Annotated in this window: 24 protein-coding genes, 1 pseudogene and 1 riboswitch; of the genes and pseudogenes, 15 read left to right on the top strand and 10 right to left on the bottom strand. The window is 70.7% G+C overall.

The window, feature by feature from the left end; genetic code table 11:
• Positions 1 to 15 precede the first annotated feature (15 nt).
• Together ACFYP3_RS08645 and ACFYP3_RS08640 are read left to right on the top strand one after the other, a co-directional pair.
• A complete protein-coding gene (locus tag ACFYP3_RS08645) occupies positions 16 to 1,212 on the top strand; it encodes a globin domain-containing protein (RefSeq protein ID WP_388828845.1) in 1,197 nt (398 codons plus the stop codon).
• 128 nt (positions 1,213 to 1,340) lie between these two features.
• Positions 1,341 to 1,931, top strand: coding sequence for an N-acetylmuramoyl-L-alanine amidase (locus tag ACFYP3_RS08640; RefSeq protein ID WP_388828843.1), 591 nt, complete (start codon positions 1,341 to 1,343; stop codon positions 1,929 to 1,931).
• An 82-nt stretch (positions 1,932 to 2,013) separates the two neighbouring features.
• Here the strand turns inward: ACFYP3_RS08640 and ACFYP3_RS08635 are convergent, their stop codons facing one another.
• Both ACFYP3_RS08635 and ACFYP3_RS08630 read right to left on the bottom strand, forming a co-directional pair.
• On the bottom strand, positions 2,014 to 2,484 hold the full coding sequence (locus ACFYP3_RS08635; protein WP_388828840.1) for an NUDIX domain-containing protein: 471 nt from the start codon (positions 2,482 to 2,484) through the stop codon (positions 2,014 to 2,016).
• 4 nt (positions 2,485 to 2,488) lie between these two features.
• Positions 2,489 to 3,203, bottom strand: a pseudogene (locus ACFYP3_RS08630) (XRE family transcriptional regulator).
• 336 nt (positions 3,204 to 3,539) lie between these two features.
• On the opposite strand from ACFYP3_RS08630, the gene ACFYP3_RS08625 reads away from it, so the two are divergent.
• On the top strand, positions 3,540 to 3,767 hold the full coding sequence (locus ACFYP3_RS08625) for a hypothetical protein (protein WP_388828837.1): 228 nt from the start codon (positions 3,540 to 3,542) through the stop codon (positions 3,765 to 3,767).
• A 132-nt stretch (positions 3,768 to 3,899) separates the two neighbouring features.
• The gene (locus ACFYP3_RS08620; protein WP_388828834.1) at positions 3,900 to 4,976 is read left to right on the top strand and encodes a 1-aminocyclopropane-1-carboxylate deaminase/D-cysteine desulfhydrase; all 1,077 of its coding nucleotides are present in this window, start codon (positions 3,900 to 3,902) and stop codon (positions 4,974 to 4,976) included.
• Here the strand turns inward: ACFYP3_RS08620 and ACFYP3_RS08615 are convergent.
• On the bottom strand, positions 4,876 to 6,456 hold the full coding sequence (locus tag ACFYP3_RS08615) for a Na+/H+ antiporter (RefSeq protein WP_388828831.1): 1,581 nt from the start codon (positions 6,454 to 6,456) through the stop codon (positions 4,876 to 4,878). The two genes, ACFYP3_RS08620 and ACFYP3_RS08615, sit on opposite strands and share 101 nt — an antisense overlap.
• A 55-nt stretch (positions 6,457 to 6,511) precedes the next feature.
• Here ACFYP3_RS08615 and ACFYP3_RS08610 point away from each other — a divergent pair, with 55 nt between their 5' ends.
• The 3 genes from ACFYP3_RS08610 to ACFYP3_RS08600 all read left to right on the top strand — a co-directional run bounded on the left by ACFYP3_RS08610 (position 6,512) and on the right by ACFYP3_RS08600 (position 8,415).
• On the top strand, positions 6,512 to 6,772 hold the full coding sequence (locus ACFYP3_RS08610; protein ID WP_388828828.1) for a UBP-type zinc finger domain-containing protein: 261 nt from the start codon (positions 6,512 to 6,514) through the stop codon (positions 6,770 to 6,772).
• A gap of 201 nt (positions 6,773 to 6,973) precedes the next feature.
• The gene (locus ACFYP3_RS08605; protein WP_030012703.1) at positions 6,974 to 7,387 is read left to right on the top strand and encodes an anti-sigma regulatory factor; all 414 of its coding nucleotides are present in this window, start codon (positions 6,974 to 6,976) and stop codon (positions 7,385 to 7,387) included.
• Positions 7,388 to 7,398: 11 nt separating this feature from the next.
• Complete coding sequence (locus ACFYP3_RS08600) at positions 7,399 to 8,415, top strand: RNA polymerase sigma factor SigF (RefSeq protein ID WP_388829019.1); 1,017 nt, start codon at positions 7,399 to 7,401, stop codon at positions 8,413 to 8,415.
• 21 nt (positions 8,416 to 8,436) lie between these two features.
• Here ACFYP3_RS08600 and ACFYP3_RS08595 read toward each other — a convergent pair whose 3' ends face one another.
• On the bottom strand, positions 8,437 to 8,886 hold the full coding sequence (locus tag ACFYP3_RS08595) for a hypothetical protein (RefSeq protein ID WP_388828825.1): 450 nt from the start codon (positions 8,884 to 8,886) through the stop codon (positions 8,437 to 8,439).
• 84 nt (positions 8,887 to 8,970) lie between these two features.
• On the opposite strand from ACFYP3_RS08595, the gene ACFYP3_RS08590 reads away from it, so the two are divergent.
• Both ACFYP3_RS08590 and ACFYP3_RS08585 read left to right on the top strand, forming a co-directional pair.
• The gene (locus ACFYP3_RS08590; RefSeq protein ID WP_362797191.1) at positions 8,971 to 9,936 is read left to right on the top strand and encodes a diacylglycerol kinase family protein; all 966 of its coding nucleotides are present in this window, start codon (positions 8,971 to 8,973) and stop codon (positions 9,934 to 9,936) included.
• A gap of 324 nt (positions 9,937 to 10,260) precedes the next feature.
• Positions 10,261 to 10,518 (top strand): WhiB family transcriptional regulator, encoded by a 258-nt coding sequence (locus ACFYP3_RS08585; protein WP_003953983.1) that lies wholly within the window; start codon positions 10,261 to 10,263, stop codon positions 10,516 to 10,518.
• Between the two features lie 180 nt (positions 10,519 to 10,698).
• Here the strand turns inward: ACFYP3_RS08585 and ACFYP3_RS08580 are convergent, their stop codons facing one another.
• Positions 10,699 to 12,168: a sensor histidine kinase gene (locus ACFYP3_RS08580; protein WP_388829016.1), complete on the bottom strand. Its 1,470-nt coding sequence runs from the start codon at positions 12,166 to 12,168 to the stop codon at positions 10,699 to 10,701.
• A 393-nt stretch (positions 12,169 to 12,561) separates the two neighbouring features.
• Positions 12,562 to 13,158, bottom strand: coding sequence for a TetR/AcrR family transcriptional regulator (locus ACFYP3_RS08575; protein WP_388828822.1), 597 nt, complete (start codon positions 13,156 to 13,158; stop codon positions 12,562 to 12,564).
• Positions 13,159 to 13,242: 84 nt separating this feature from the next.
• Between ACFYP3_RS08575 and ACFYP3_RS08570 the strand changes: the two genes are divergently transcribed.
• Positions 13,243 to 14,004, top strand: a complete 762-nt coding sequence (locus ACFYP3_RS08570) for an SDR family oxidoreductase (RefSeq protein ID WP_388828819.1) — start codon at positions 13,243 to 13,245, stop codon at positions 14,002 to 14,004.
• A gap of 304 nt (positions 14,005 to 14,308) precedes the next feature.
• Positions 14,309 to 15,094: a glucosamine-6-phosphate deaminase gene (nagB, locus tag ACFYP3_RS08565; protein ID WP_388828816.1), complete on the top strand. Its 786-nt coding sequence runs from the start codon at positions 14,309 to 14,311 to the stop codon at positions 15,092 to 15,094.
• Between the two features lie 127 nt (positions 15,095 to 15,221).
• On the opposite strand, the gene ACFYP3_RS08560 is transcribed toward nagB, so the two are convergent.
• The 4 genes from ACFYP3_RS08560 to ACFYP3_RS08545 all read right to left on the bottom strand — a co-directional run bounded on the left by ACFYP3_RS08560 (position 15,222) and on the right by ACFYP3_RS08545 (position 20,015).
• Entirely contained in the window at positions 15,222 to 16,703 is a 1,482-nt protein-coding gene (locus tag ACFYP3_RS08560; protein ID WP_388828813.1) for a glycoside hydrolase family 3 protein, read from the bottom strand.
• Positions 16,704 to 16,711: 8 nt separating this feature from the next.
• The gene (locus tag ACFYP3_RS08555) at positions 16,712 to 17,590 is read right to left on the bottom strand and encodes a carbohydrate ABC transporter permease (RefSeq protein WP_388828810.1); all 879 of its coding nucleotides are present in this window, start codon (positions 17,588 to 17,590) and stop codon (positions 16,712 to 16,714) included.
• A complete protein-coding gene (locus tag ACFYP3_RS08550) occupies positions 17,587 to 18,606 on the bottom strand; it encodes a carbohydrate ABC transporter permease (RefSeq protein WP_388828807.1) in 1,020 nt (339 codons plus the stop codon). The genes ACFYP3_RS08555 and ACFYP3_RS08550 overlap by 4 nt, the downstream gene beginning before the upstream one ends.
• A 125-nt stretch (positions 18,607 to 18,731) precedes the next feature.
• Positions 18,732 to 20,015: an extracellular solute-binding protein gene (locus ACFYP3_RS08545; RefSeq protein WP_030709886.1), complete on the bottom strand. Its 1,284-nt coding sequence runs from the start codon at positions 20,013 to 20,015 to the stop codon at positions 18,732 to 18,734.
• 289 nt (positions 20,016 to 20,304) lie between these two features.
• Here ACFYP3_RS08545 and ACFYP3_RS08540 point away from each other — a divergent pair, with 289 nt between their 5' ends.
• The 4 genes from ACFYP3_RS08540 to ACFYP3_RS08525 all read left to right on the top strand — a co-directional run bounded on the left by ACFYP3_RS08540 (position 20,305) and on the right by ACFYP3_RS08525 (position 24,204).
• A complete protein-coding gene (locus ACFYP3_RS08540) occupies positions 20,305 to 21,069 on the top strand; it encodes a GntR family transcriptional regulator (RefSeq protein WP_030709888.1) in 765 nt (254 codons plus the stop codon).
• A 127-nt stretch (positions 21,070 to 21,196) separates the two neighbouring features.
• Positions 21,197 to 23,416, top strand: coding sequence for a carbon starvation CstA family protein (locus ACFYP3_RS08535; protein ID WP_388828803.1), 2,220 nt, complete (start codon positions 21,197 to 21,199; stop codon positions 23,414 to 23,416).
• Positions 23,413 to 23,610: a YbdD/YjiX family protein gene (locus ACFYP3_RS08530; RefSeq protein ID WP_266604752.1), complete on the top strand. Its 198-nt coding sequence runs from the start codon at positions 23,413 to 23,415 to the stop codon at positions 23,608 to 23,610. The genes ACFYP3_RS08535 and ACFYP3_RS08530 overlap by 4 nt, the downstream gene beginning before the upstream one ends.
• Before the next feature lie 96 nt (positions 23,611 to 23,706).
• On the top strand, positions 23,707 to 24,204 hold the full coding sequence (locus ACFYP3_RS08525; protein WP_388828800.1) for a GNAT family N-acetyltransferase: 498 nt from the start codon (positions 23,707 to 23,709) through the stop codon (positions 24,202 to 24,204).
• A gap of 41 nt (positions 24,205 to 24,245) precedes the next feature.
• Positions 24,246 to 24,377, top strand: a riboswitch (cobalamin riboswitch).
• Positions 24,378 to 24,501: the final 124 nt, after the last annotated feature.

Here is a 24,501-nt window from a genome sequence, read left to right as displayed (position 1 = left end):
ACGCGAGGAGCCACGATGCTTTCGGAGAGGTCGACCGCGACCGTACGAGCCACCCTGCCCGCCGTGGGAGCGGCGATCGGCGAGATCACCGAGCTCTTCTACGCGAAGCTCTTCGCAGCGCACCCCGCGCTGCTCCGGGACCTCTTCAACCGGGGCAACCAGAACTCCGGCGTCCAGAAGCAGGCCCTCGCCGGAACCATCGCCGCCTTCGCGGTCCACCTCGTGGAGCACCCGGACACCCGCCCCGACGTGATGCTCGGCCGCATCGCCCACAAGCACGCCAGTCTCGGCGTCACCCGGGAGCAGTACGCGGTCGTCCACGAGCACCTCTTCGCGGCGATCGCGGAGGTCCTCGGCGAGGCCGTCACCCCCGAGGTCGCCGCGGCCTGGGACGAGGTCTACTGGCTGATGGCGGGCGCCCTCGTCGCCCTGGAGGAGCGGCTGTACGCCGAGCGGCAGGTCGTCGCCGGGGACGTGTGGCGCGCGTGGACCGTCACCGACCGGACGGAGGAGACGGCCGACTGCGCCACCTTCCGGCTGGCCCCCGCGGACGGCGGCCCCGCGCCCGCGTTCAAGCCGGGCCAGTACGTCTCGGTCCAGGTCGAACTCCCGGACGGCGCCCGCCAGATCCGCCAGTACAGCCTGTCCTCCCCGCCCGGCTCCCCGATCCGCGCGATCACCGTCAAGCGGGTCCGCGGCCGGGCCGCCGCGGGGCCCGACGGCGAGGTCTCCCACCACCTGCACGCCCGCGTCCGCACCGGTGACACCCTGCGCGTCTCGGCCCCGTACGGCGACCTGGTCCTGCGGGACTCCACCGCACCGGTCCTGCTCGCCTCGGCCGGGATCGGCTGCACCCCGATGCTCTCGATGCTGGAGCACCTGGCCGACACCGGGCACGGCGCCCCGGTGACGGTGCTGCACGCCGACCGCTCCCCCGCCGACCACCCGCTGCGCGCCGACCACCGGGCCCTGACGCACAAGTTGGCCGAGGCCTCCGCCCGGTTCTGGTACGAGGAGGCGGCGGAGCCCGGCGACGGCGAGGGCCGCATGGACCTCTCGGCCGTCGCCGTCGCCCCCGGCACCCACGCCTACCTGTGCGGGCCGCTGCCCTTCATGCGGGCCGTGCGCGAGCAGCTGATCGCCAAGGGCGTGCCGGCCCGCGACATCCACTACGAGGTGTTCGGCCCGGACCTGTGGCTCGCTTCCGCGTGAGCGATGGCCGGATCGGCTCGCTCGCCGTACGAAAACACTAGCCGCGGAAGGGTCGCCTCCACTAAACCGTAGCGTGATGGGACGAACACGCAGGGTGTCCGTCCCGCACCGCAACGAAGGAGGCGGCCATGGCCGCACCCATGTCCGCGGACCGGTTCATCGACGCACTCCGGCGCGAAGGTCTGACCGTCGTCGAGGTCGGCGCCTGGCGCACCCACAACCGCAACCACAAGGGGCCGTGGGGCCCGGTGCACGGGGTGATGATCCACCACACCGTCACCCGCGGCACCCCGTACACCGTCCAGCTCTGCCGGGAGGGCCACAGCGCCCTGCCGGGCCCGCTCTGCCACGGCGTGATCGCCAAGGACGGCCGGGTCCACCTCGTCGGCTACGGCCGCGCCAACCACGCCGGCCTCGGCGACTCCGACGTCCTGGCCGCGGTGATCGCGGAGAAGCGACTCCCCCCGGACCACCGGGCCGACACCGACGGCAACCGCCACTTCTACGGCTTCGAGTGCGAGAACCTCGGCGACGGCGAGGACCCCTGGCCGGCGGTCCAGCTCGACGCCATCACCCGCGCGGCGGCGGCCCTGTGCCGGGTGCACGCCTGGACCGCCCGCTCGGTGATCGGCCACCTCGAATGGCAGCCGGGCAAGGTCGACCCCCGGGGCTTCACGATGGACTCGCTGCGCGTCCGCATCGGCGAGCGCCTGAAGTAGCCGGCCCGTCGTCCCCGGCACCGCGCCGGGGACGACGGCGGATCCCCGCCACCTGCTGCGCGCGAGATTTCCACAGCTGCGCTCAGCCGAGGTAGGGGGCCACCCGGCGCTCCAAGAAGTGGTGGATTCTCAGCCGTTGGGTGTGATGCATGGGCAGAGCCCCCAGCTCGGCCGGCTCCACGAAGCGGAGTTTCGTACTCTCGTCCGAGATCGCCAGCGCGCCCCCGGTGATGCGGGCCGTGAAGCAGACGTTGAACTGGCGGCGGACCTCGCCATCGCCGTACTCGATGATGTGCTTCGGGTCCGTGTAGGTGCCGACCAAACCCGTGATCTCCACGTCGAGCCCCGTCTCCTCCTTGACCTCCCGGACGGCTGTGCCGGGGAGGGAGTCCGTGAGGTCCATTCCGCCGCCAGGCAGGGCCCACAGGTCGTTGTCACGGCGACGTTGCAGCAGGATGCGCCCCTGGTCGTCCGTGACGACGGCAGAGGCCGCCACAACCATGCTGTTCGGCTCAGGCGCGTGGGGATCGTCGTAGTACTCGATCCGGGCCATACGGTCACTCCTTCACGGGACGGGCCGTCTCCCACACCGCGTCGAAGCTCTCGGCGTAGGTGTCGAACATGCCTCCGGCTTCGTGGCGACGAAGGTGCCACACGGGCGCACCGTACGCGTTCACACCCCAGACGTGGGCATTGACCAGGACTTCACCATCCGCCCTGTAGAGGCTGTTGTAGAGGGTCGTACCGTGCGTGCGAAGTGCGATGCCGGGAACGTCGGCCAACGGTCGGTAGTGCATGAGGGCGAGACGGCAGCGGGATTCGATGCCGTGTCCGAATCGCTCCTCCTGCCCCCGCTGCCGGACGTTCTCACTGTTCCGGGTCACCGATGGCGATCCGGACCGTACAGCCGTCGGCCGCACGTTCCCGAAGGACTTCGTTCAGTCGGGGATACGCCTCGTGCAGGAACACCGCTGCGTAGACCAGCACGTCGATCCGCTCGTGGGCTCCCATCAGGAGATCCACGAACAGGGAGACCGGAAGGTCCGCACGCTGGTCGTACAGCGCCACCAGTTCGGGGCTGACGGCCCGCGCGGCACGGGCCTGTCTCAGCGCCGGCCAGAGAGCGTGAACGTCCTCGCCGAGCGTCTCGGCAGCCAACAGTGCTGTCGACCGTCGTGGCGTGCGCCCGAGGTTGACCCAGCGTTCGACGCTCTTCGGGTCGACACCGGTGGCGCTCGCCAGCGAGGTATGAGTCCAGCCGCCGGACGCCATCGAGACCCTTAACCGCTCGTTCCGCAGAGGGACGTTCGACAGGCCGTGGGACGTCCCGAAGTGGGAAACGCACGAGGTTCCCCCGTCCTGACCACCCCAGCGACGATCCCGGTGGCAGCGAGAAACGAAGGGGTCCGGGATGGCGCGGGGTTTGTGGCAGCAGGTCGAACAGCGTGATCCGTTTCCGGTGCCCGATCCCGATCCGACGGACCCGACGTGCGACGTCTGCGCGGCTCTGGTCGTGCAGCGCACCGGGTACTACCGGTTGCGAGATCGTTCGGGCGTCGTGGACTGCAACGTCGAAATCCGCCGGCACCCGCACACGAAGGGGAGCCGATGACCCGCGCCGTCCTGCGCTACGTCCACCACACCATCCGGCACGCCCAGGAGGGAGGGGTGACGTACGAGGCGTTCTGCGTCGTCGACGGCTGCAGCGCCGAGTCCGGCGCGTGTGACGAACAGACAGAGGCCCAGGACTGGGCGCTCCGACACGCCGGGCGGACAGGGCACGACCTGTTCCGGCGGGTGATCACCGATCACGCGCGCGTCACCCGCGACGCGTAGACCCCGGCCCGCTGGGCGACGGCGGGCAAGGCAGTCCAGCGCGCCGGCTTCGGCCCCGCGCACGCGGCCCGAATCGTGCGGGCGGGGCGCTGACGTGCGACGGCACGGGCCGGAGCGGCTCACAATGGACGGGTGAACGAGTCCGCTGACCGTGATGCGCTCCTGCAGCCGCGCCCGCCGTCCCCGCTCGTCGAGGCGGCGGACGAGCGGTTCGGGGCGCACGGCGTACGGCTGGTGCTGAAGCGGGACGACCTCGTGCATCCGGAGCTGCCGGGCAACAAGTGGCGCAAGCTCGCGCCGAACCTGCGGGCCGCGGTGGAGGCGGGGCACGACACGCTGGTCACCTTCGGCGGGGCGTACTCGAACCACCTGCGGGCCACCGCGGCCGCCGGGCGGCTGCTGGGCCTGCGGACCGTCGGCATCGTGCGCGGCGACGAGCTCGCCGGGCGGCCGCTGAACGACTCACTCGCCCGCTGCGCGGCCGACGGCATGCGGCTGCACTTCGTCTCCCGTGCGGAGTACCGCGGCAAGGCGGAGCCGCGGGCACTGGCGCGCCTGGTGGACGGGGCGGGCGCGGGCGGTGCGTACGTGGTCCCCGAGGGCGGCAGCAACGCCCTCGCCCTGCACGGCTGCGCCGGGCTCGGTCGCGAGCTGCGGGGCGCGGCCGACGTGGTGGCGGTGGCCTGCGGCACCGGCGGGACCCTGGCGGGCCTGGCGGCCGGCCTGGCCCCGGGGCAGCGGGCGCTCGGCGTGCCGGTCCTGGCCGGCGGTTTCCTGGACGCGGAGATACGTTCCCTCCAGCGCGCCGCCTTCGGTGGCCCGGCCGGCGACTGGTCCCTGGCCGAGGAGTTCCACCACGGCGGTTACGCCCGGGTCCCGGCGGCCCTGGAGGCCTTCGCCGCCGACTTCGAGTCCCGTCACGGCCTCGCGGTGGAGCGGATCTACGTGGCCAAGCTGCTCTGGGCGCTGGCCGACCTCACGGCCGCCGGCGCCTTCCCGCGCGGCACCACCCTGGCCGCGGTGATCACCGGCCGCCCCTGGGTCGTCTCTTTCGGATCTTGCCGGTCAAGCCCGCGTCGTCCGGTGCCGGGCGACCCCGCGGGGCCCCTCACGTCGCCTCGCGGAACGCCGCCGCCTCCTCCAGGTCGAGCCGGCGCAGCAGGACCCGCAGCATCTCGTCGTCGATCCGCCGCCGGTCCCGCAGGCTGACGAAGACCTCCCGCTCCGCCTCGATCATCTCCCGCGCGAGCCGCCGGTAGATGTCGTCCGCGGACTCCCCCGTCACGGGGTTGACCTCGCCCAGCCGTTCCCACACGGCGTTGCGCCGCCGCTCCAGCACCGTCCGCAGCCGCTCCGCCAGCGGCGGCGGCAGGGTGCTGTTCTCCGGCTCCTCCAGCAGCTCCGCCAGCCGCTCGTCCGCCGCCCGGGAGGCCTCGCTCTGCGCCTGCGCCTCCGCGAGCGTCTCGGCCCGCACGTCCTTCGGCGGCAGCTTCAGCGCCCTGATCAGCGGCGGCAGCGTCAGACCCTGCACCACCAGCGTCCCGATGACCGTCGTGAAGGTCAGGAAGAGGATCAGGTTCCGGTGCGGCACCCAGGTCGGCACCGAGAAGGCGATGGCCAGCGAGACCACTCCGCGCATCCCGGCCCAGCCCACGATCACCGGGGCCTTCCAGTCGGTGTCCGTCTCCCTGGACCGGATCCGCCGCGAGACCCAGCGCGGCACGAAGGTCGCCGGGAACACCCACAGGAACCGGGTCACCACCACCACGACGAACACGGCGATCGCGTACCAGGCCGCGTGCAGGCCCTCGTACTCGTCCAGCCCCTTCAGGACCACCGGCAGCTGGAGCCCGATCAGCGCGAAGACCACCGACTCCAGGACGAAGGCGACCACCTTCCACACCGCCTCCTCCTGGAGCCGGGTGGCGAAGTCGACCTGCCAGTTCCGGTGGCCGAGGTACAGCGCGACCACGACCACCGCCAGCACTCCGGAGGCGTGCACGCGCTCGGCCGCCGCGTACGCCACGAAGGGGATCAGCAGCGAGAGCGTGTTCTGGAGCAGCGGCTCCTTGAGCCGCTTGCGCAGGTGGTGGATCGGCACCATCAGCACCAGGCCGACGCCCACGCCGCCCACCGAGGCCAGCAGGAACTCCGCGATCCCGCCCGCCCAGCCGGCGCTCACCCCGACCGCGGCGGCCAGCGCCACCTTGTAGGCGGTGATCGCGGTGGCGTCGTTCACCAGGGACTCGCCCTGCAGGATGGTCGTCATCCGGTTCGGCAGGCCGAGCTTGCGGGCGATCGCGGTGGCGGCGACCGCGTCGGGCGGCGCGATCACCGCGCCCAGCACCAGGGCCACCGGCACGGACAGTCCCGGCACCAGGAGGTACGCCGCGTACCCGACGACGAGCGTCGCGAAGAGCACGTAGCCCACCGACAGCAGCGCGATCGGCCGGATGTTGGCCCGCAGGTCCAGGTACGAGCTGTCCACGGCGGCCGTGTAGAGCAGGGGCGGCAGCAGCAGCGGCAGCACGATGTGCGGGTCGAGCGTGTACGTGGGCACGCCCGGCAGGTATCCGGCCAGCAGGCCCACGGCCACGAGCAGCAGCGGCGCGGGCACCGGCGTGCGCCGGGCCAACCCGGCGACGGCCGCGCTTCCCGCGACGAGCCCCACCAGCGGCAATACCTCCATCGAAGATCCACCCTCATCCGTCGCGTGTCCGCACCGCGGCCCTACGCTGGTCATCATGAGCGAGTGCACCCATGTTGCCGAACTGCCGCCCCCCGAGCCGGTCCCGTCTGCGCAGACCTGTCCCGAATGTCTGGCCCTCGGCAGCCATCCGGTGCAGCTGCGGATGTGTCTGGGGTGCGGGTACGTGGCCTGCTGCGACTCCTCCCCCTACCGGCACGCCACCGCACACCACCAGGAGAGCGGTCATCCGGTGATGCGGAGCTTCGAACCGGGCGAGACCTGGCGATGGTGTTTTGTCGACGGTTCGATCGTCTGAGGCGGGGTAGGTCAACCCTCCGCCGGTTCCCCCGATTTGAGCCCCGCAGACCCCTAGCCACTGTGCGTACCCATGGGCTTACCATCAGTCACTGGCCGCAGGCGGGTGTCCGAGCGGGTGCCACAGGGGTGCCGCGACACGATCACCCGGATCGCGATAGCGTCACCGGCGAACAGAGCTCGTACCACCTTGGAGGTGAGGGTGTCCCAGATCGCAGGCGAGCCCGGGACTCAGGACTTCGTGGAAGTCCGGCTGCCCGCTGCGGGTGCCTACCTGTCGGTGTTGCGCACGGCCACGGCCGGTCTCGCAGCACGTTTGGACTTCACCCTCGACGAGATCGAGGACCTCCGCATCGCGGTGGACGAGGCCTGCGCGATCCTGCTCCAGCAGGCCGTGCCCGGCTCCGTCCTCAGTTGCGTGTTCCGGTTGATCGACGATTCGCTGGAGGTGACCGTCTCGGCGCCCACCACCGACGGACGCGCACCGGAGCGTGACACTTTCGCGTGGACGGTCCTGTCGGCACTGGCCGGCAAGGTCGAGGCCACGGTCGAGGAGAACCGGACGGTGAGCATCAGCCTCTACAAACAGCGCGGCGCGGGGCCAGGCCCGGCGTGAGCGGCGGGGAGATCCCGGTGCGGGGCGGGGATCGGCCCCGGGTACGGCACGAGGTCGACGGCGGCATCCCGGAGCAGCAGCACGCCCGGCCGCACCCGGCTGACGCGGATGCGGAAGACGGCTTTTTGGACTCGGCGGAGCGACGGGCGGGCCCTATGAGCGAGAACCAGCACGACCAACCACAGCCACCGGAGGCCGCGGCCCCCGTGGCGCCGGCGGTGCCGGTACTGCCGGCGTTGCCGGTGTTGCCGGTGACCCAGGCGCTGCCGGATCCGCGCGACCGCAGCGGCGCGCGGGCCCTCTTCATCGAGCTGCGGGCGCTGCCCGACGGATCGGCGGAGAAGGCGGAGCTGCGCAACCGGCTCGTACGGATGCACCTGCCGCTGGTCGAGCACCTGGCCAGGCGCTTCCGCAACCGCGGTGAGCCGCTGGACGACCTGACCCAGGTCGCCACGATCGGCCTCATCAAATCGGTGGACCGGTTCGACCCCGACCGCGGGGTCGAGTTCTCCACGTACGCCACGCCCACGGTGGTCGGCGAGATCAAGCGCCACTTCCGGGACAAGGGCTGGGCGGTTCGGGTGCCCCGGCGGCTGCAGGAGCTGCGGCTCTCGCTGACGACGGCCACGGCCGAGCTCTCCCAGCAGCACGGCCGCTCCCCCACGGTGCACGAACTGGCCGAACGGCTGGGGATCTCCGAGGAGGAGGTGCTGGAGGGGCTGGAATCGGCCAATGCCTACAGCACGCTCTCGCTGGACGTCCCGGACACCGACGACGAGTCGCCGGCGGTCGCGGACACCCTGGGTGCGGAGGACGAGGCGCTGGAGGGCGTCGAGTACCGCGAGTCCCTCAAACCGCTGCTGGAGGGGCTGCCTCCGCGGGAGAAGCGGATCCTGCTGCTTCGCTTCTTCGGCAACATGACGCAGTCGCAGATCGCCCAGGAGGTCGGCATCTCCCAGATGCACGTCTCCCGGCTGCTGGCCCGCACCCTGGCCCAGCTCCGCGAGAAGCTGCTGGTGGAGGAGTAGGAGCAGGCGCCGGACGTCCGGTTATCGGGCCTGCTCGCCGGGCCCGATACCGAGTGCCTCGGTCGCCGTCGGGTTGACCAGGAGGGCGACGACGGCCACCGCGGCCACGGCCAGGGCCACCGCGGCGGCGATCATCGCGCCGCCGGTGCTGTAGAGGGTCCAGGCCACCGGCAGCGCCATCAGCTGGGTGATCAGCGCCGGGCCGCGGCTCCAGCGGCGGCCCAGGCGCAGCCCGCGGGCCGCGATCAGCGGCAGCGCGGCGAGGGCGAGCAGGGTGATCCCCCCCGTCTCGGCCTGCTGCGGGGAGTCGGGGTCGCCGGCGATGCCGACGAAGAGCATGTAGACGCCGAGGCCGGCCAGTGCCAGACCTTCCAGCGCGGTGAGCGCGGCGGCGGCGGTCAGCCGGCCGGGCAGCCCGGCGGGCGGTGCGGCGGTGGGGGCGGGGGCCTGCGCAGGCTGCTTCTTACTCACTCCAGCAGGGTAGCGGCGGACCCCGGACCCCGGAGGGGACGGGCAGTAGGGTCGGCAGGAGGAGGGGTGGGTAGTCTGGCGCTCATGCGTGCACTTCTCGTGGCCAACCCAGCAGCGACGACCACCAGTGCGCGCACGCGCGACGTCCTGACCCACGCCCTGGCCAGCGAGATGAAGCTGGAGGCGGTGACCACCGAGTACCGCGGGCACGCCCGGGACCTGGGACGCAAGGCCGCGCACGAGGGGCTCGACCTCGTCGTCGCGCTGGGCGGCGACGGCACGGTCAACGAGGTGGTCAACGGGCTCCTGCACGACGGGCCCGATCCGGACCGGCTGCCCCGGCTGGCCGTGGTGCCCGGCGGCTCCACCAATGTGTTCGCGCGCGCCCTGGGGCTGCCCAACGACGCGGTCGAGGCGACCGGCGCCCTGCTCGACGCGCTGCGCGAGCAGCGGGAGCGGACGGTCGGACTGGGGCTCGCGGCCGGCACCCCGGGCACGGAGGACGAGTCGGTCCCGGCGCGCTGGTTCACCTTCTGCGCGGGCTTCGGCTTCGACGCGGGAGTGGTGGGGCGGGTCGAGCAGCAGCGGGAGCGCGGCAAACGTTCGACGCACGCCCTGTATGTACGACAGCTGATGCGCCAGTTCTGGGAGGAGCCGAACCGGCGGCACGGCACGGTGACGCTGGAGCGCCCCGGCGCGGATCCGGTGACGGACCTGGTGCTGTCGATAGTGTGCAACACGTCACCTTGGACGTATCTGGGGAATCGTCCGCTTTACGCCTCTCCGGAGGCGTCGTTCGATACCGCACTTGACGTATTGGCGCTCGACCGTTTGTCAACTCCGGCCGTCGCGCGCTACGCGACACAGCTCCTGACCTCCACTCCTGAGCGGGGTCCGCACGGCAAGCATGCGGTGTCTCTGCACGATCTGACCGACTTCACCTTGCATTCGAAGGTTCCCCTTCCGTTCCAGATGGACGGGGACCACCTCGGACTGCGGACCAGCGTTCGGTTCACAGGCGTACGCCGTGCACTGCGTGTGATTGTGTGAGTGGAAGGGCCGGAAGGCCTTTCACTCGAACGTTTACACGCCGGTCCACCCTCACGATGTAGGGCTGTGACCTAGTAGACACCGACGAATCAAAAAAAACTTTCCGGAAGGGGTTGTATCCCCGTCCGAGGTTTGCGAATCTCTTCATGGCGATCGGGACAGCCCGCACAACCCGGCACCCACACAGATCGCCAGAACCCCTCCACGAATCTCTGACTGATCACCCGCGTGAAACCGGGCGGTCGCCCTTCCCTCACGGGGGGATTCGTGAAAGCGTTCACATTCACAAGCAAAGTGCCCGCAATACAAGGAGATGGAGCAGCCATGGACTGGCGTCACAACGCCGTTTGCCGCGAGGAAGACCCGGAACTCTTCTTCCCCATCGGCAACACCGGTCCTGCGCTGCTGCAGATCGAGGAAGCCAAGGCCGTCTGCCGCCGTTGCCCCGTCATGGAGCAGTGCCTGCAGTGGGCGCTCGAGTCCGGTCAGGACTCCGGCGTCTGGGGCGGTCTCAGCGAGGACGAGCGCCGCGCGATGAAGCGCCGCGCCGCTCGCAACCGGGCGCGCAACGCCAGCGCCTGACAACGACTTTCGAGCCTCGACGCGCAGCGCGTAGTACCCGAACAAGCGCTCAGCACCGTGCTCTTGAGCCCCGGACCGATCACCATTCGGTCCGGGGCTCAGTGCTTTCCCGGTCACGGCGAGTGATGTTCCGGCCCTTCGCCACCCACCGCCCGAGGTGACGGAGCGTTACCGCTCCGACTACTTCTGCGGGCTCGACGGCAGGTCGAGGACGACCTTGGTCCCGCGCGGCTGCGCCCGGACCATGTCGAACGTTCCGCCGAGCTCCCCCTCCACGAGGGTCCGTACGATCTGCAGTCCGAGGTTGCCGGCCCGCTGCGGATCGAATCCCTCGGGCAGACCGCTGCCGTCGTCGAGCACGGTGATCAGCAGCCGCCCGTCGGTGCGGCCGGTCCCGGTGCGGGTCGCGGCCACCTCCACGGTCCCCCGCTCGCCCTGGGTGAAGGCGTGCTCCAGGGCGTTCTGCAGGATCTCGGTCAGCACCATCGACAGCGGGGTCGCGACCTCCGCGTCCAGGATCCCGAACCGGCCGGTGCGCCGGCAGTCCACCTTGCCCGGCGAGATCTCGGAGACCATCGCGATCACGCGGTCGGCGATCTCGTCGAACTCGACCCGCTCGTCAAGGTTCTGAGAGAGCGTCTCGTGCACGATCGCGATGGAACCGACGCGGCGCACGGCCTCGTTGAGCGCCTCGCGGCCCTGCGGAGAATCCATTCGGCGGGCCTGGAGCCGCAGGAGCGCCGCCACCGTCTGGAGGTTGTTCTTCACCCGGTGGTGGATTTCCCGGATGGTCGCGTCCTTGGTGATGAGTTCACGTTCGCGACGGCGCAGTTCGGTGACGTCGCGGCAGAGCACCAGGGAACCGATCCGCGTCCCCTTCGGCTTGAGCGGGATCGCGCGCAGCTGGATGACCCCGCCGTTCCCCTCGATCTCGGTCTCCCTGGGGGCCCAGCCGCTGGCGAGTTTGACCAGGGCCTCGTCGACCGGGCCGCGGGAGGGGGCGAGTTCGGCGGTCGTGTGGCCCAGGTGCTGCCCGACCAGATCGGAGGCGAGGCCGAGCCGGTGGTAGGCGGAGAGCGCGTTCGGGGAGGCGTAGGTGACCACGCCCTCGGCGTCGAGCCGGATCAGGCCGTCCCCGACGCGCGGGGAGGCGTCCATGTCGACCTGCTGGCCGGGGAACGGGAAGGAGCCCGCGGCGATCATCTGGGCCAGGTCGGAGGCGGACTGGAGGTAGGTCAGCTCCAGTCGGCTCGGTGTACGCACGGTGAGCAGGTTGGTGTTGCGCGCGATCACTCCCAGTACCCGTCCCTCGCGGCGGACGGGGATCGACTCGACGCGGACCGGCACCTCCTCGCGCCACTCCGGGTCGCCCTCGCGCACGATCCGGCCCTCGTCGAGCGCGGCGTCCAGCAGCGGGCGGCGGCCGCGCGGGACGAGGTGGCCGACCATGTCGTCCTGGTACGAGGTGGGGCCGGTGTTCGGGCGCATCTGGGCGACCGAGACGTACCGCGTGCCGTCGAGGGTGGGCACCCACAGCACGAGGTCGGCGAAGGACAGGTCGGAGAGCAGTTGCCACTCCGAGACCAGCAGGTGCAGCCACTCCAGGTCGGTTTCACTGAGAGCGGTGTGCTGGCGTACGAGGTCGTTCATGGAGGGCACGTTGCGAGCGTACCCCGGGTACGCGTGATGACTTTCCCCACGACGGTACTCAGGAGTATCCAGGAAGGCCGCGGGCCGCGTACTGTTGGAGGAAGCGACGGGTTTCCACGTCCCGTCATTGGATGGACAGAGCAGAATGGTCTAGTCCACAATTGACAAGCTTCCGCCCTCCCCGCACAGGAGGACGGATCGAGGTAAGCCGCGCGCTCTGCCCTGACCGCGCAGGCACCTCCCACCGGCCGTCGGGAACCGCACACCTGTCGGCCGTAAGTACTCCGGGCTACGGTGCCGGACGGGTTGAGGGTCCCGTCCTGCACCGTGGCCCAGAGGAATTCCCGGGCCCGTTCTCCGCGCCGCTTCCGGATCGGACGCCCCGATCGGCGACTACGCCGACGGCCAGGCCAGCAGGGCCCGCGCCGCTACCGCCTCCAGCTCCTTGCGGCCCGCACCGTCACGCGCCTGCTGGGACATCCCCTGGAGCACCGCCCCGGCGTACCGGGCCAGCGCCCGCGCGTCCGTGTCCGCGGGCAGCGCGCCCGTGGCCATGTCGGCCCGGATCCGACGCTCGAACATCTCCAGGTTGGCGTTGCGCCGCTCGCGCAGGGCCGCCGCCACCTCGTCCGAGGTGGTGTTGATCGCGGCACTGATCACCAGGCAGCCGCGGGGGTGGGCCGGGTCGGTGTACACCTCGGCCGCCTCGCGCAGGATGCGCGCGACGGCGGCCCGGGCGGTGGGCTCCTCGGCCAGCGCCACGCTCGCGAAGTCCCCGTACCGGCCGCCGTACACGGTCACGACCTCGTCGAAGAGGCTGCGCTTGTCGCCGAAGGCCGCGTAGAGGCTGGGCGCGCTGATGCCGAGCAGGGCGGTCAGGTCGGAGATGGACGTCGCCTCGTAACCGCGCTCCCAGAAGGCGGTCATCGCCTTGTCGAGGGCTGCGTCGCGGTCGAAGGAACGGGGTCTGCCGCGCTGTCCGGTCACCATGCCCGCATTCTATAGCGAGCGTTAGGGAATCTGGTACGGTCCCTTTCTGTAGCGACCACTATCGATTACGGAGGGGGGCGCGTCATGGGCGTGCTCAAGGGGAAGACGGCACTGGTCACGGGCGGCAGCCGGGGCATCGGGCGGGCCGTGGCCGAGCGGCTGGCCAGGGACGGGGCGCTGGTCGCGGTGCACTACGGGCGCAACGAGGCGGCGGCGAAGGAGACGGTGGCGGCCATCGAGGCCGCCGGCGGGCGCGCCTTCGCCATCGGGGCCGTGCTCGGGGTCCCCGGGGACGCACGGGCGCTCTGGGCGGCGTACGAGGCCCATCCCGCGCACACCGCGGGCGTGGACGTCCTGGTCAACAACGCGGGCGCGGCGACCTTCGCGGGGATCGAGGGGACGGACGAGGAGACGTACGACCGGGCGCACGCCCTCAACGCCAAGGCGCCCTTCTTCGTGATCAAGCACGGGCTGGCGCGACTGCGGGACGGGGGCCGGATCGTGAACGTGACCGGCACTCCGGAGATCGCCCTGCCGGCGATCCTCGCGACGGTCATGGCGAAGGGCGCGGCGAACGCGATGACCCGCTCCCTCGCCGCCGAGCTGGCCCCGCGCGGGATCACCGTGAACTCGGTGGGCCCCGGAATCATCGAGACGGACCTGAACGCGGGCCTGCTCGCGGATCCGGGGACCCGGGCCCACCTGGCCGCCCGCTCGGTCTTCCACCGGGTGGGCACGGCGCAGGAGGTCGCGGACGTGGTGGCGTTCCTGGCCTCGGCGGACTCCCGCTGGGTCACGGGCCAGCACCTGGACGCGACGGGCGGGCTCCAGCTCTCGCTGGTCTAGTGCTGTGGCCGGAAAGGTTTGCCGGGTTGCGGCGTCCGGTGCGGTGGATCGCAAGGCGGAGGGCCGCGGCTCGTACTGGACGTACTTGCGCGGTCCGACAACGCGGCGAGGCGCCGTGCCGGGCGTCGCAACCCGGCAAACCTTTCCGGTCACAGCACTAGGGACGGCCCGGGGAGGCGTCCCCTCGACGGGCCCGGGGCCGGGATCCGGATCACGATGGATACCGACGAGACCCCCGCCACGGGCGCCGGCCTCTGCTAGATTGGTCTATACCACACCACCACTCCAGATCGGCAGGCCCCGCGTGGAAGTTGTCATCGTCCCGGACGCCAAGGCAGGCGGCGAGCTCATCGCGGAGGCCATGGCCGCCCTGGTGCGGCGCAAGCCCGACGCCCTGCTCGGTGTGGCGACCGGCTCTACCCCGCTGCCCGTCTACGAAGCCCTCGCCGCCCAGGTCAAGGCCGGTCGGGTCGACGTCTCGCGCGCCCGCATCTGCCAGCTCGACGAGTACGTCGGCCTGCCGGCCGGGCACCCGGAGTCCTACCGGGCCGTCGTGCTCCGCGAGGTCGTCGAGCCGCTCGGCCTGTCCGAGTCCTCCTTCATGGGACCCGACGGCTCGGCACAGGACATAGTCGGCGCGTGCGAGGCCTACGACCGGGCCCTCGCCGAGGCCGGCGGCGTCGACCTCCAGCTGCTCGGCATCGGCACGGACGGCCACATCGGCTTCAACGAGCCGTGCTCCTCGCTCGCCTCCCGCACCCGCATCAAGACGCTGACGGAGCAGACCCGCCTCGACAACGCGCGCTTCTTCGACGACGACCTGGACCAGGTCCCGCACCACGTCATCACCCAGGGCATCGGCACCATCCTCGACGCCCGCCACCTGATCCTCCTGGCCACGGGCGAGGGCAAGGCCGAGGCGGTCGCGCAGACCGTCGAGGGCCCGCTGTCCGCGCTGGTCCCGGCGTCCGCGCTGCAGCTGCACCGGCACGCGACCGTCGTCGTGGACGAGGCCGCCGCGTCGAAGCTGAAGCTGGCGGACTACTTCCGGCACACGTACGCCAACAAGCCCGCCTGGCAGGGCCTGTAGCCGCACCGGGCACGCCAGGAAGGGCCGGACCCCCGCTGTGGGGGTCCGGCCCTTCCTGGCGTGTACGGGCGGCCGCTGCGCGGGACTTCCCCCGCGGAGTCCCGGCAGCGGCGCCGCCCGACGGCCGCTACACCCCCGCGATGACCTCCGCCGCGGCCCGCCCGCAGACCCGGGACGCGCCGTGCGTCGCGATGTGGAGCGCTCCGCGGGGCTCCGCCCGGGGGAGGCCCATCTCGACCACCACCGTGTCCGGCCGTGCGGCGACCAGCGCGTCCACGGCCTCCGCCATCCACGCGTGCCGGTGAGCGTCGCGGACCACCGCGACCACCGTGCGGTCCCCCGCCGCCGCCAGGACGTGCTTTGCCGTGCTCCCCTGCGGGTAGCGGCCCGAGGCGGTCGCGGGGACCAGTGCGGCCAGCTCCTCGGCCACGCCCCACGGGGTCTCGTCGCCCACCGCGATGTTCGCGACCGGGGTCAGCGTCGCCACGTACGGGGCGGACAGCGGCCGCGGCGCACCGGTGACGGCGAGGGCGCGGCGGGCCGCCGTCAGCCCGATGCCGGACGCGCGGCTCCCCTCCGGCCGCGCGTCCGGCCGGGCCCGGCGGGTCCACGCGGCGAGCTCGCGGACGCGGGCGGCGGCGTCGGCGAGGCGCTCCTCGGGGAGCGTGCCCTCGCGTACGGCCGCGACCAGCGCGTCGCGCAGCCGCAGGACCGTGGCCTCGTCGGCGAGTCCGCCGCCGACGCAGATGGCGTCGGCGCCCGCCGCGATGGCGAGGACCGAGCCGCGCTCGATCCCGTACGTCCCGGCGATGGCGTTCATCTCCATGCCGTCGGTGACGATGAGGCCCTCGTAGCCGAGCTCCTTGCGCAGCAGGCCGGTCAGGATCTGCGGGCTGAGCGTGGCCGGCCGGGTCGGGTCGAGGGCGGGCACCAGGATGTGCGCGCTCATCACGGCCTTGGTGCCGGCCGCGATGGCCGCCCTGAAGGGGACCAGCTCGCGGGCCTGGAGGGTGTCCAGGTCCACGTCGATGCGCGGCAGGGCGTGGTGCGAGTCGACGCTGGTGTCGCCGTGGCCCGGGAAGTGCTTGGTGCACGCGGCGACGCCGGCGGCCTGGAGGCCCTCGACGTAGGCGGCGGTGTGCCGGGCGGCGAGGTGGGTGTCGGCGCCGAAGGACCGTACGCCGATGACGGGGTTGTCCGGGTTGGAGTTGACGTCCGCGGACGGGGCCCAGTTGAGGTTGACCCCGCACTCGGCGAGGCGGCGGCCCAGCTCGCGGGCGACGTCCCGGGTGAGACCGGTGTCGTCGACGGCGCCGAGGGCCAGGTTGCCGGGGAAGGAGGAGCCGCCGCGGACCTCCAGGCGGGTGACGTCACCGCCCTCCTCGTCGATGGCGACCAGGACGTCGTCCCGTTCGGCGCGCAGCTGTGCGGTCAGCGCGGCGAGCTGTTCGGGCGAGGTGATGTTGCGGCCGAACAGGCCGACGGCGGTGAGGCCTTCGCCGACCCGGCGGAGCAGCCAGGCGGGGGCGGTGGTGCCCTCGAAGCCGGGCTGGAGGACCGCGAGGGCGTCCCGGGTGAGCGTGTCGGTCTGGTGCGCAAGGACAGTCATGGCGGCCGTTATCCCTTCACGGCGCCGGCGGTCATCCCGCCGACGGCCTTGCGCTGGAGGAAGATGAAGATGAGCAGGACCGGGACCGCGAAGAGCGAGGACGCGGCCATGGTGGCGCCCCAGTCGTTGCCGAAGGCCGACATGAACTCGGTCAGCCACAGCGGCAGGGTCTGCGCGCTCTTGTCCTTGTTCAGGATCAGGACCATGGCGAACTCGTTCCAGGCCGTGATGAAGCCGAAGAGCGAGGTGGACATCAGGCCGGGGGCCAGCAGCGGGAAGATCACCTTGCGGAAGGCCTGGCCGCGGGTGCAGCCGTCGATCTGGGCGGCCTCCTCCAGGGTCACCGGGACGGCGGCGATGAAGCCGCGCAGGGTCCAGATGGTGAAGGGGAGGATCATCACGAAGTAGATCGCGGTGAGCAGCGGGAGGCTGTTCAGCATCTCGCCGTCGCGGGCGATCATGTACATCGCGATGACCATGACCTCCCAGGGGGCCATCTGGGCCATCATCACGGTGAGGACGAGGCCCTTGCGGCCCTTGAACCTCATGCGGGCGATGGCGAAGCTCGCGGCGAGGGCGACGAGCAGGGCCAGCGCGACGGCGCCGACGGTGACCAGGACGCTGTTGGTGACGTACGTCCAGAAGTTGGAGACCCCGGTGGCCTTGCTGAAGTTGTCGAGCGTCGGGGTGAAGACGAAGACCGGGTCCTTCGTGAGCATCTGGCTCGACGGCTTGAGGGCCGAGGAGAACATCCAGTACACGGGGAAGACGAAGACCAGGGCGAGGAGGAGCGCGCCGAGGTTCTTGACCACGGCGGCGGGGCGGACCGGCCGGCGCTTGCGGAGCTGCTGCGCGGGCTTCGGCGCGGTGGTGGTGGGGCTGCTCACTGCTCCTCCTCCTGCTTCAGGATCAGGCGGAAGTAGAAGGACATGACGACCACGAGGATCAGGATCGTCAGGACGGAGATCGCGGCGGCGAGGCCGTAGTGGGCCTGGCTCTGGCCCTCGACGTAGGCGAAGACCGGGAGGATCTCGGAGCCGCGGTCGGGGCCGCCCTTGTTCATGGCGTAGACCTGGGTGAAGGCCTTGAACACCCAGATCACCTCCAGGAACGTGGTGATGAGGAAGAACGGCTTGAGGTTCGGGAAGACGATCTTCCAGAAGGTCTGCCAGCCGTTGGCGCCGTCCATCCGCGCGGCCTCGTACAGCTCGGCCCCGACGGTGGTCAGTCCGGCGTACATGTTGAGGGCGACGAAGGGGATGGAGCCCCAGACCACCAGGACGGTGACGATCGTCAGGGTCGACAGGCCTGTCTGCATCCAGTTGTGCTGCTCGTAGCCGGCGAAGCCGGCGGTGCGCATCACCCAGTTCATGACGCCGAACTGCTCGTCGAACAGCCACTTGAAGACCTGTACGGAGGCCACGATGGGCATGGCCCAGGCCATCACCAGGGCCATCGAGAGGACCAGGCGCATCTTCTTGCCGAGCCGGTTCAGCAGGATGCCGATGAGGCTGCCGAGCACCATGATGAGCGCGACGTTGGCGGCGGTGAAGGCGAAGCTGCGGACGACGACGGTCCAGAAGTCCGCGTCACCGATCAGTTCGGTGTAGTTGGAGAATCCCGCGAAGGGGTACTTCCGCTGGATGAACTCGATCTTGTTGATGTCCTGGAAGGACAGGATCACGTTCTTGATCAGCGGGTACAGCAGCAGTGTCGCGAGGGCGAGCACCGCGGGCCCGACCAGCAGGTAGGGCAGCCACCCCGAGGGGAGCGACTTTCTGCCCCCGCGAGGAGACTTGGGACCGGGACCGGTCGGGGACGCGGACTTCTCGGGCCGTCCGGCGGACTTCTGTGGTGCGTCCTGTGGAGCGTCGGTCAGCGCTCCCTGGGAGTGCACGGTCATGGCGTGGCTTCCTCGCGGTTGACTGTGGAGTCAAATGCGCGACGGGGGGCACGGCGGCGGCCTGGCGCCTGCCGTGCCCCCAGTGCGCTCACACTGCTGGGTGGTGCGTGAACTGCGGGGCGGGACTACTTGTTGATGCGGTTCGCGATTTCCTTGTCCGCGTCCGCGCCCGCCTTGGCGGCGTCCTCACCGTTCAGGACCTTGGTCATGAACTCCTTGATGGGGTTCGGCTCGGTCTCGACGTTCGCCCAGCCCGCGGTGACCGGAGTGATCTTGCCGTTGACGCCGGCCTTGCCCATGGCCTCGGCGAAGGAGCCGGCGGCCGGGGTGAAGTTCGCGCCGGCCTGGTTCGGCAGCAGCGCGCCCTTGGTCTCGGCGGCGTACTTGGTCATCTGGTCCTTGCCTGCGGCGAGGGCCAGCCACTCCTTGGCGAGCTCCTTGTTCTTGGAGCGCTCGGCGATGGCGAGGTTCGAGCCGCCGAGGAAGACGGTGCTGGTCTTGTCCGCCGTCTTGCCCGGGATCGGGAAGTAGCCGAAGTCGGCCTCCTTGCCCGCGTCCTTCAGGGCCTTCTCGGCGCCGCCGGCCTCCCAGCCGAGACCGATCCAGGAGGCGACGCCGCCCTTGGGAACGATGTCGGTGGACTGCTGCGGGTTGGCCTCGTCCTTGTCCTTGGGGGCGGTGGAGAAGGACTGGAGCTTCTTGTAGAACTCCACGGCGGAAGCGGCCTGCGGGGTTCCGAGTCCGCCCTTCCACTTGGCGCCGTCCTTGACGGCGAGGTCGCCGCCCTCGTCCCAGACGAAGCCCGCGAGGACGTACCAGCTCTGGCCGGGCAGGTAGATCGGCTGGGAGGCCGGGTCGGCCGCCTTCAGCTTCTCCAGACCGGCGATCCACTCGTCGCGGGTCTTCGGCGGGGTGACGCCGGCCTTCTCGTAGGCCTTCTTGTCGTAGATGACGACGCGGTTGGCGGCGTACCAGGGGGCGGAGTAGAGCTTGCCGTCGATCTCGGCCGAGGCGAGCATGCTCTTCTGCCAGGCGTCGGCGCCGAGCTTGGCCTTGTCCTTCGTCAGGTCGGCGAGGCCGCCGGTGACCGCGTAGCCGGCGGTCTGGGTGTTGCCGAGCTCCAGGACGTCCGGCGGGTTGTTCTCGGAGAGGGCCGTGGTGACCTTCTCCTGGATGCCGGTCCACTTCTGCTCTTCGACCTTGACCGTGACACCGGGGTGCTTGGCCGAGAACTCCTTGTTGACCTCGTCGATCCAGGCCTTGGGAGCGGAACCGTCCATCACCCAGACGGTGATCTCCTTGGCGCCACCCGCGTCGGTCTTCGCCTTGTCGTCGCCGCCGTCGCCGCACGCCGCGACTCCGACCATCATGCCCGCGACACTGACCGCCGCGATGAGCTTGCGCTTCACGCCACCCTCCTCAGGGATGCCTGCCTGCACTTCCCTCGCCCGCCGCGGTGACATACGCGAAGTACTGCCGTGGGGCCGGGATCTGATCCATATTGGTTTAGACCAGTAGCTGGAGCTTGGCCTAGACCTTTAGGGGTGTCAAGGGTCTAATGAGCGGGTGCCCGGTCCGTTATCGGACCGACACCTGGGGAGAGAGAAGGCCTGTCCCCCCTTACGTGTCACCATGTGACCGCACATATCGGAGGAGCCGGTGACGGCAGCGAAACTGGAGTCGGGAAGGCGGGCGGCGATGGCCACCGAAGGGGCGACCACGGAGCCGGACGGCGGGGCAGCCACCCGCACGGCACGCGTTCCCAAGTACTACCGACTCAAGCGGCACTTGCTCGACATGACCGAGACACTGCCGCCCGGCACCCCGGTCCCGCCGGAGCGCACGCTCGCGGCCGAATTCGACACCTCGCGGACCACCGTCCGACAGGCCCTCCAGGAACTGGTCGTAGAGGGACGACTGGAGCGGATCCAGGGCAAAGGCACCTTCGTCGCCAAGCCCAAGGTCTCCCAGGCGCTGCAACTCACCTCGTACACGGAGGACATGCGCGCCCAGGGTCTCGAACCGACCTCTCAGCTCCTCGACATCGGCTACGTGACGGCCGACGACACCCTCGCCGGACTGCTCAAGATCACCACCGGTGGACGGGTGCTGCGCATCGAGCGGCTGCGCCTGGCCAGCGGCGAGCCGATGGCCATCGAGACCACGCACCTGTCGGCCAAGCGCTTCCCCGCGCTGCGCCGCTCGCTCGCCAAGTACACCTCCCTCTACACCGCACTCGCCGAGGTGTACGACGTGCACCTGGCCGAGGCCGAGGAGACGATCGAGACCTCGCTGGCCACCCCGCGCGAGGCCGGACTGCTCGGCACCGACGTCGGCCTGCCGATGCTGATGCTGTCGCGGCACTCGCTGGACGCCGACGGCGAACCGGTGGAGTGGGTGCGGTCGGTGTACCGCGGGGACCGGTACAAGTTCGTCGCCCGGCTCAAGCGCCCCGCCGTCTGACCTGCCCGTCGGCCCCCGCGTCCCCGATTCCTTCACATACCGGATTACGGACGGGGTCTTACGCTCAGCGGGCGATCCCCCGTAGATTCCCTGCGCTTACGCAGATGATCGACGAGGGGACGAGGTCATGCCTGAACCGGAAGCAACAGGGACAGAACGGAACACGGCGAGTCCGGGCACCACACCGGGCTCGCCCTCTCCGAAGTCCATCGCCGTGTGGGTGCTCGTCGGACTCGTCGGCGCCATCGGCTGGGGCGTGCTGGCGCTCTCGCGCGGCGAGGAGATCTCCGCCGCGTGGCTGCTCGCCGCCGCGCTGGGCTCCTACGCCATCGGCTACCGCTTCTACGCGCGCTTCATCGCGGACCGCGTGCTCAAGGTGGACAAGACGCGGGCCACCCCCGCCGAACGCCTCGACAACGGTGTCGACTTCCATCCCACCGACCGCCGGGTGCTCTTCGGCCACCACTTCGCCGCCGTCGCGGGCGCCGGCCCACTCGTCGGACCGGTGCTGGCCGCGCAGATGGGATACCTGCCCGGCACCATCTGGATCGTCGCGGGCGTCATCTTCGCCGGCGCCGTGCAGGACATGATCACGCTGTTCTTCTCCACCCGGCGCGACGGCCGCTCGCTCGGCCAGATGGCCCGCGACGAGATCGGCCCCGTGGGCGGAGCCGCCGCCCTGGTCGCCGTGTTCGCCATCATGATCATCCTGCTGGCGGTGCTCGCGCTGGTCATCGTCAACGCCCTGGCGCACTCCCCCTGGGGCGTGTTCTCCATCGGCATGACCATCCCGATCGCCCTCTTCATGGGCTTCTACCTGCGCGTGCTGCGGCCGGGCCGGGTCACCGAGGTGTCCACCATCGGTGTCGCCCTGCTCCTGGTCGCCATCATCGCGGGCGGCTGGGTCGCCGAGTCCTCCTTCGCGGACACCTTCACGCTGGAGAAGGAGACGCTGGTCATCTGGATGGTCGCGTACGGCTTCATCGCCTCGGTACTGCCGGTGTGGATGCTGCTCGCGCCCCGCGACTACCTCTCCACCTTCATGAAGATCGGCACGATCGCGCTGCTCGCGCTGGGCGTGGTCATCGCGATGCCGATGCTGAAGATGCCCTCGGTCACGGACTTCGCCTCGCGCGGCGACGGCCCGGTCTTCGCGGGCTCGATGTTCCCCTTCGTCTTCATCACCATCGCGTGCGGCGCCCTGTCCGGCTTCCACTCGCTGGTCGCCTCGGGCACCACCCCGAAGATGATCCAGAAGGAGACCCAGGTCCGGGTCATCGGCTACGGCGCGATGCTGACCGAGTCCTTCGTCGCCGTCATGGCGATCATCGCGGCCTGCATCATCGAGCCCGGCCTGTTCTTCGCCGTCAACTCCCCCGGCGGGGTCATCGGCACCACCGTCGAGTCGGCCTCGCAGGCGGTCACCAACCTCGGCTTCGTCATCTCCCCCGAGGCGCTGACCCAGGCCGCCAAGGACGTGGAGGAGGCCAGCCTGCTCTCCCGTACGGGTGGCGCGCCGACCTTCGCACTCGGGATGTCGGAGATCTTCTCGTCGGTGATCGGCGGGGCCGGCATGAAGGCCTTCTGGTACCACTTCGCCATCATGTTCGAGGCGCTGTTCATCCTCACCACCCTCGACGCGGGCACCCGCGTCGGCCGGTTCATGCTCCAGGACACCCTCGGCAACCTGCACAAGCCCTTCAAGGACGTGAGCTGGAAGCCGGGCGTCTGGCTGGCGAGCGCCGTCGTCGTCGGCGCCTGGGGCTACTTCCTGTGGGTGGGCGTCAAGGACCCGCTGGGCGGCATCAACCAGCTGTTCCCGCTGTTCGGCATCGCGAACCAGCTGCTCGCCGCGGTCGCCCTGGCCGTCTGCACCACCCTGCTGGTCAAGTCCGGCCGCCTCAAGTGGGCCTGGGTGACGGCCGTCCCGCTGGCCTGGGACGTGGCCGTGACGCTCACCGCCAGCTACCAGAAGGTCTTCTCCGACAACCCGAAGATCGGCTTCTTCGCGCAGCGCAGCACCTACCAGGACGGCATCGACGCCGGGAAGGTGCTCAAGCCCGCGAAGAACATGGACGAGATGCACACCGTGGTCACCAACGCCACGGTGGACGGCGTGCTGTCGGCCCTCTTCGCCCTGCTGATCGTCATCGTGCTCCTGGACGCGGCCCGGACCTGCCTGAAGGCCGTCCGCAAGCCGGAGTCGGTGACCCTCACCGAGGTCCCGTGGACCGAGTCGAAGATCGTCGCACCGGCCGGGCTGATCCCGACGACCGAGGAGCGGGCGGAGCTCGCCGCGTCCGGCCTCGACTCGGGCGGCGGACACGTCAAGGAGCCGGTGGCGTGAGCACCGTACGGAGCGCGCTGGCGAAGGCGCGGTTCTACGTACGGGAGTTCTCCGGGGAGGCGGCGTACGACCGGTACGTGGCCCACGCCCGCTCCCACGACCCGGACGCGGAGGTCCTCACCCGCCGCGCCTTCGAGCGGGCCCGGACGGACGCCCGCGAGGCGGACCCCCGTGAGGGCTTCCGCTGCTGCTGAACCACGCGCAGGGGCCCCGCCGCACGACGCGGCGGGGCCCCTTCGGCGTTCCCCGCCGCACGCCGGCACCCGTCCCCGTCCTGCACACTCGACCGCATGGACATGGTGATCAGAACGGCGCTTCCCGCCGAGTACGCGGAGCTGGGTGAGATCACGGCGGGGGCCTACCTCGCCGACGGCCATCTGGACTTCAACGAGGACGACGGCTACCTGAACGTGCTGCGCGACGTGGCCGGCCGGGCCGCCGAGGGCGAGGTGCTCGTCGCCGTACGGGACGAACGGCTGCTGGGCGGTGTGACCTTCGCCGCTCCGGGCAGTCCGCTCGCCGACATCGCGGCTCCGGACGAGGCCGAGTTCCGGATGCTCGCGGTGGCCCGCGAGGCGCGCGGCCAGGGCGCCGGCGAGGCACTGGTGCGGGCCTGCGTCGAGCGGGCGAGGGCTCTGGAGGGCGTGACCGGCCTGGTTCTCTCCACGCAGGGCGGCATGGCCGAGGCCCATCGGATCTACGCGCGCCTGGGTTTCGTACGCACTCCGGAGCGGGACTGGGCACCGATCGAAGGCCTGACACTCCTCACTTACCGGCTCAAGCTGTAGCCACGCCGACACTACATGTGGGGGTTACCGCAGAGGGCCGCCCCCACATGTATGCTCAAGGCTGCTGTCTCGCAGGGGAATCCGGTGCGAATCCGGAACTGTCCCGCAACGGTATGAAGTGTCCGGCTACCGGACACCAAGTCCGATGACCTGCCGACAGCGCGCCCGGCTCGACCGAACCGGGTGCCGACACGTCCGGGCCTCGCGGTTGGGCCGGTGGACGCCATGCGGTGTGTACGCGTTCCTGCCACGCCCGCATGCGCCCGCTCGCGCCCCGCTCCGTCGATGACCGGGCCG

Source organism: Streptomyces sp. NPDC005533 (assembly GCF_042871845.1).
Lineage (GTDB): Bacteria > Actinomycetota > Actinomycetes > Streptomycetales > Streptomycetaceae > Streptomyces.
The sequence above is the reverse complement of the archived record's forward strand: the minus strand, read 5'-3'. Positions and strand labels throughout refer to the sequence as shown.

Bases quoted from the DNA above. Each gene is read 5' to 3' on its own strand.
- ACFYP3_RS08645 (WP_388828845.1), top strand. From the start codon at position 16: ATGCTTTCGGAGAGGTCGACCGCGACCGTACGAGCCACCCTGCCCGCC.
- ACFYP3_RS08640 (WP_388828843.1), top strand. From the start codon at position 1,341: ATGGCCGCACCCATGTCCGCGGACCGGTTCATCGACGCACTCCGGCGC.
- ACFYP3_RS08635 (WP_388828840.1), bottom strand. From the start codon at position 2,484: ATGGCCCGGATCGAGTACTACGACGATCCCCACGCGCCTGAGCCGAAC.
- ACFYP3_RS08625 (WP_388828837.1), top strand. From the start codon at position 3,540: ATGACCCGCGCCGTCCTGCGCTACGTCCACCACACCATCCGGCACGCC.
- ACFYP3_RS08615 (WP_388828831.1), bottom strand. From the start codon at position 6,456: ATGGAGGTATTGCCGCTGGTGGGGCTCGTCGCGGGAAGCGCGGCCGTC.
- ACFYP3_RS08610 (WP_388828828.1), top strand. From the start codon at position 6,512: ATGAGCGAGTGCACCCATGTTGCCGAACTGCCGCCCCCCGAGCCGGTC.
- ACFYP3_RS08590 (WP_362797191.1), top strand. From the start codon at position 8,971: ATGCGTGCACTTCTCGTGGCCAACCCAGCAGCGACGACCACCAGTGCG.
- ACFYP3_RS08585 (WP_003953983.1), top strand. From the start codon at position 10,261: ATGGACTGGCGTCACAACGCCGTTTGCCGCGAGGAAGACCCGGAACTC.
- ACFYP3_RS08580 (WP_388829016.1), bottom strand. From the start codon at position 12,168: ATGAACGACCTCGTACGCCAGCACACCGCTCTCAGTGAAACCGACCTG.
- ACFYP3_RS08575 (WP_388828822.1), bottom strand. From the start codon at position 13,158: ATGGTGACCGGACAGCGCGGCAGACCCCGTTCCTTCGACCGCGACGCA.
- ACFYP3_RS08570 (WP_388828819.1), top strand. From the start codon at position 13,243: ATGGGCGTGCTCAAGGGGAAGACGGCACTGGTCACGGGCGGCAGCCGG.
- ACFYP3_RS08560 (WP_388828813.1), bottom strand. From the start codon at position 16,703: ATGACTGTCCTTGCGCACCAGACCGACACGCTCACCCGGGACGCCCTC.
- ACFYP3_RS08550 (WP_388828807.1), bottom strand. From the start codon at position 18,606: ATGACCGTGCACTCCCAGGGAGCGCTGACCGACGCTCCACAGGACGCA.
- ACFYP3_RS08540 (WP_030709888.1), top strand. From the start codon at position 20,305: ATGGCCACCGAAGGGGCGACCACGGAGCCGGACGGCGGGGCAGCCACC.
- ACFYP3_RS08535 (WP_388828803.1), top strand. From the start codon at position 21,197: ATGCCTGAACCGGAAGCAACAGGGACAGAACGGAACACGGCGAGTCCG.
- ACFYP3_RS08525 (WP_388828800.1), top strand. From the start codon at position 23,707: ATGGACATGGTGATCAGAACGGCGCTTCCCGCCGAGTACGCGGAGCTG.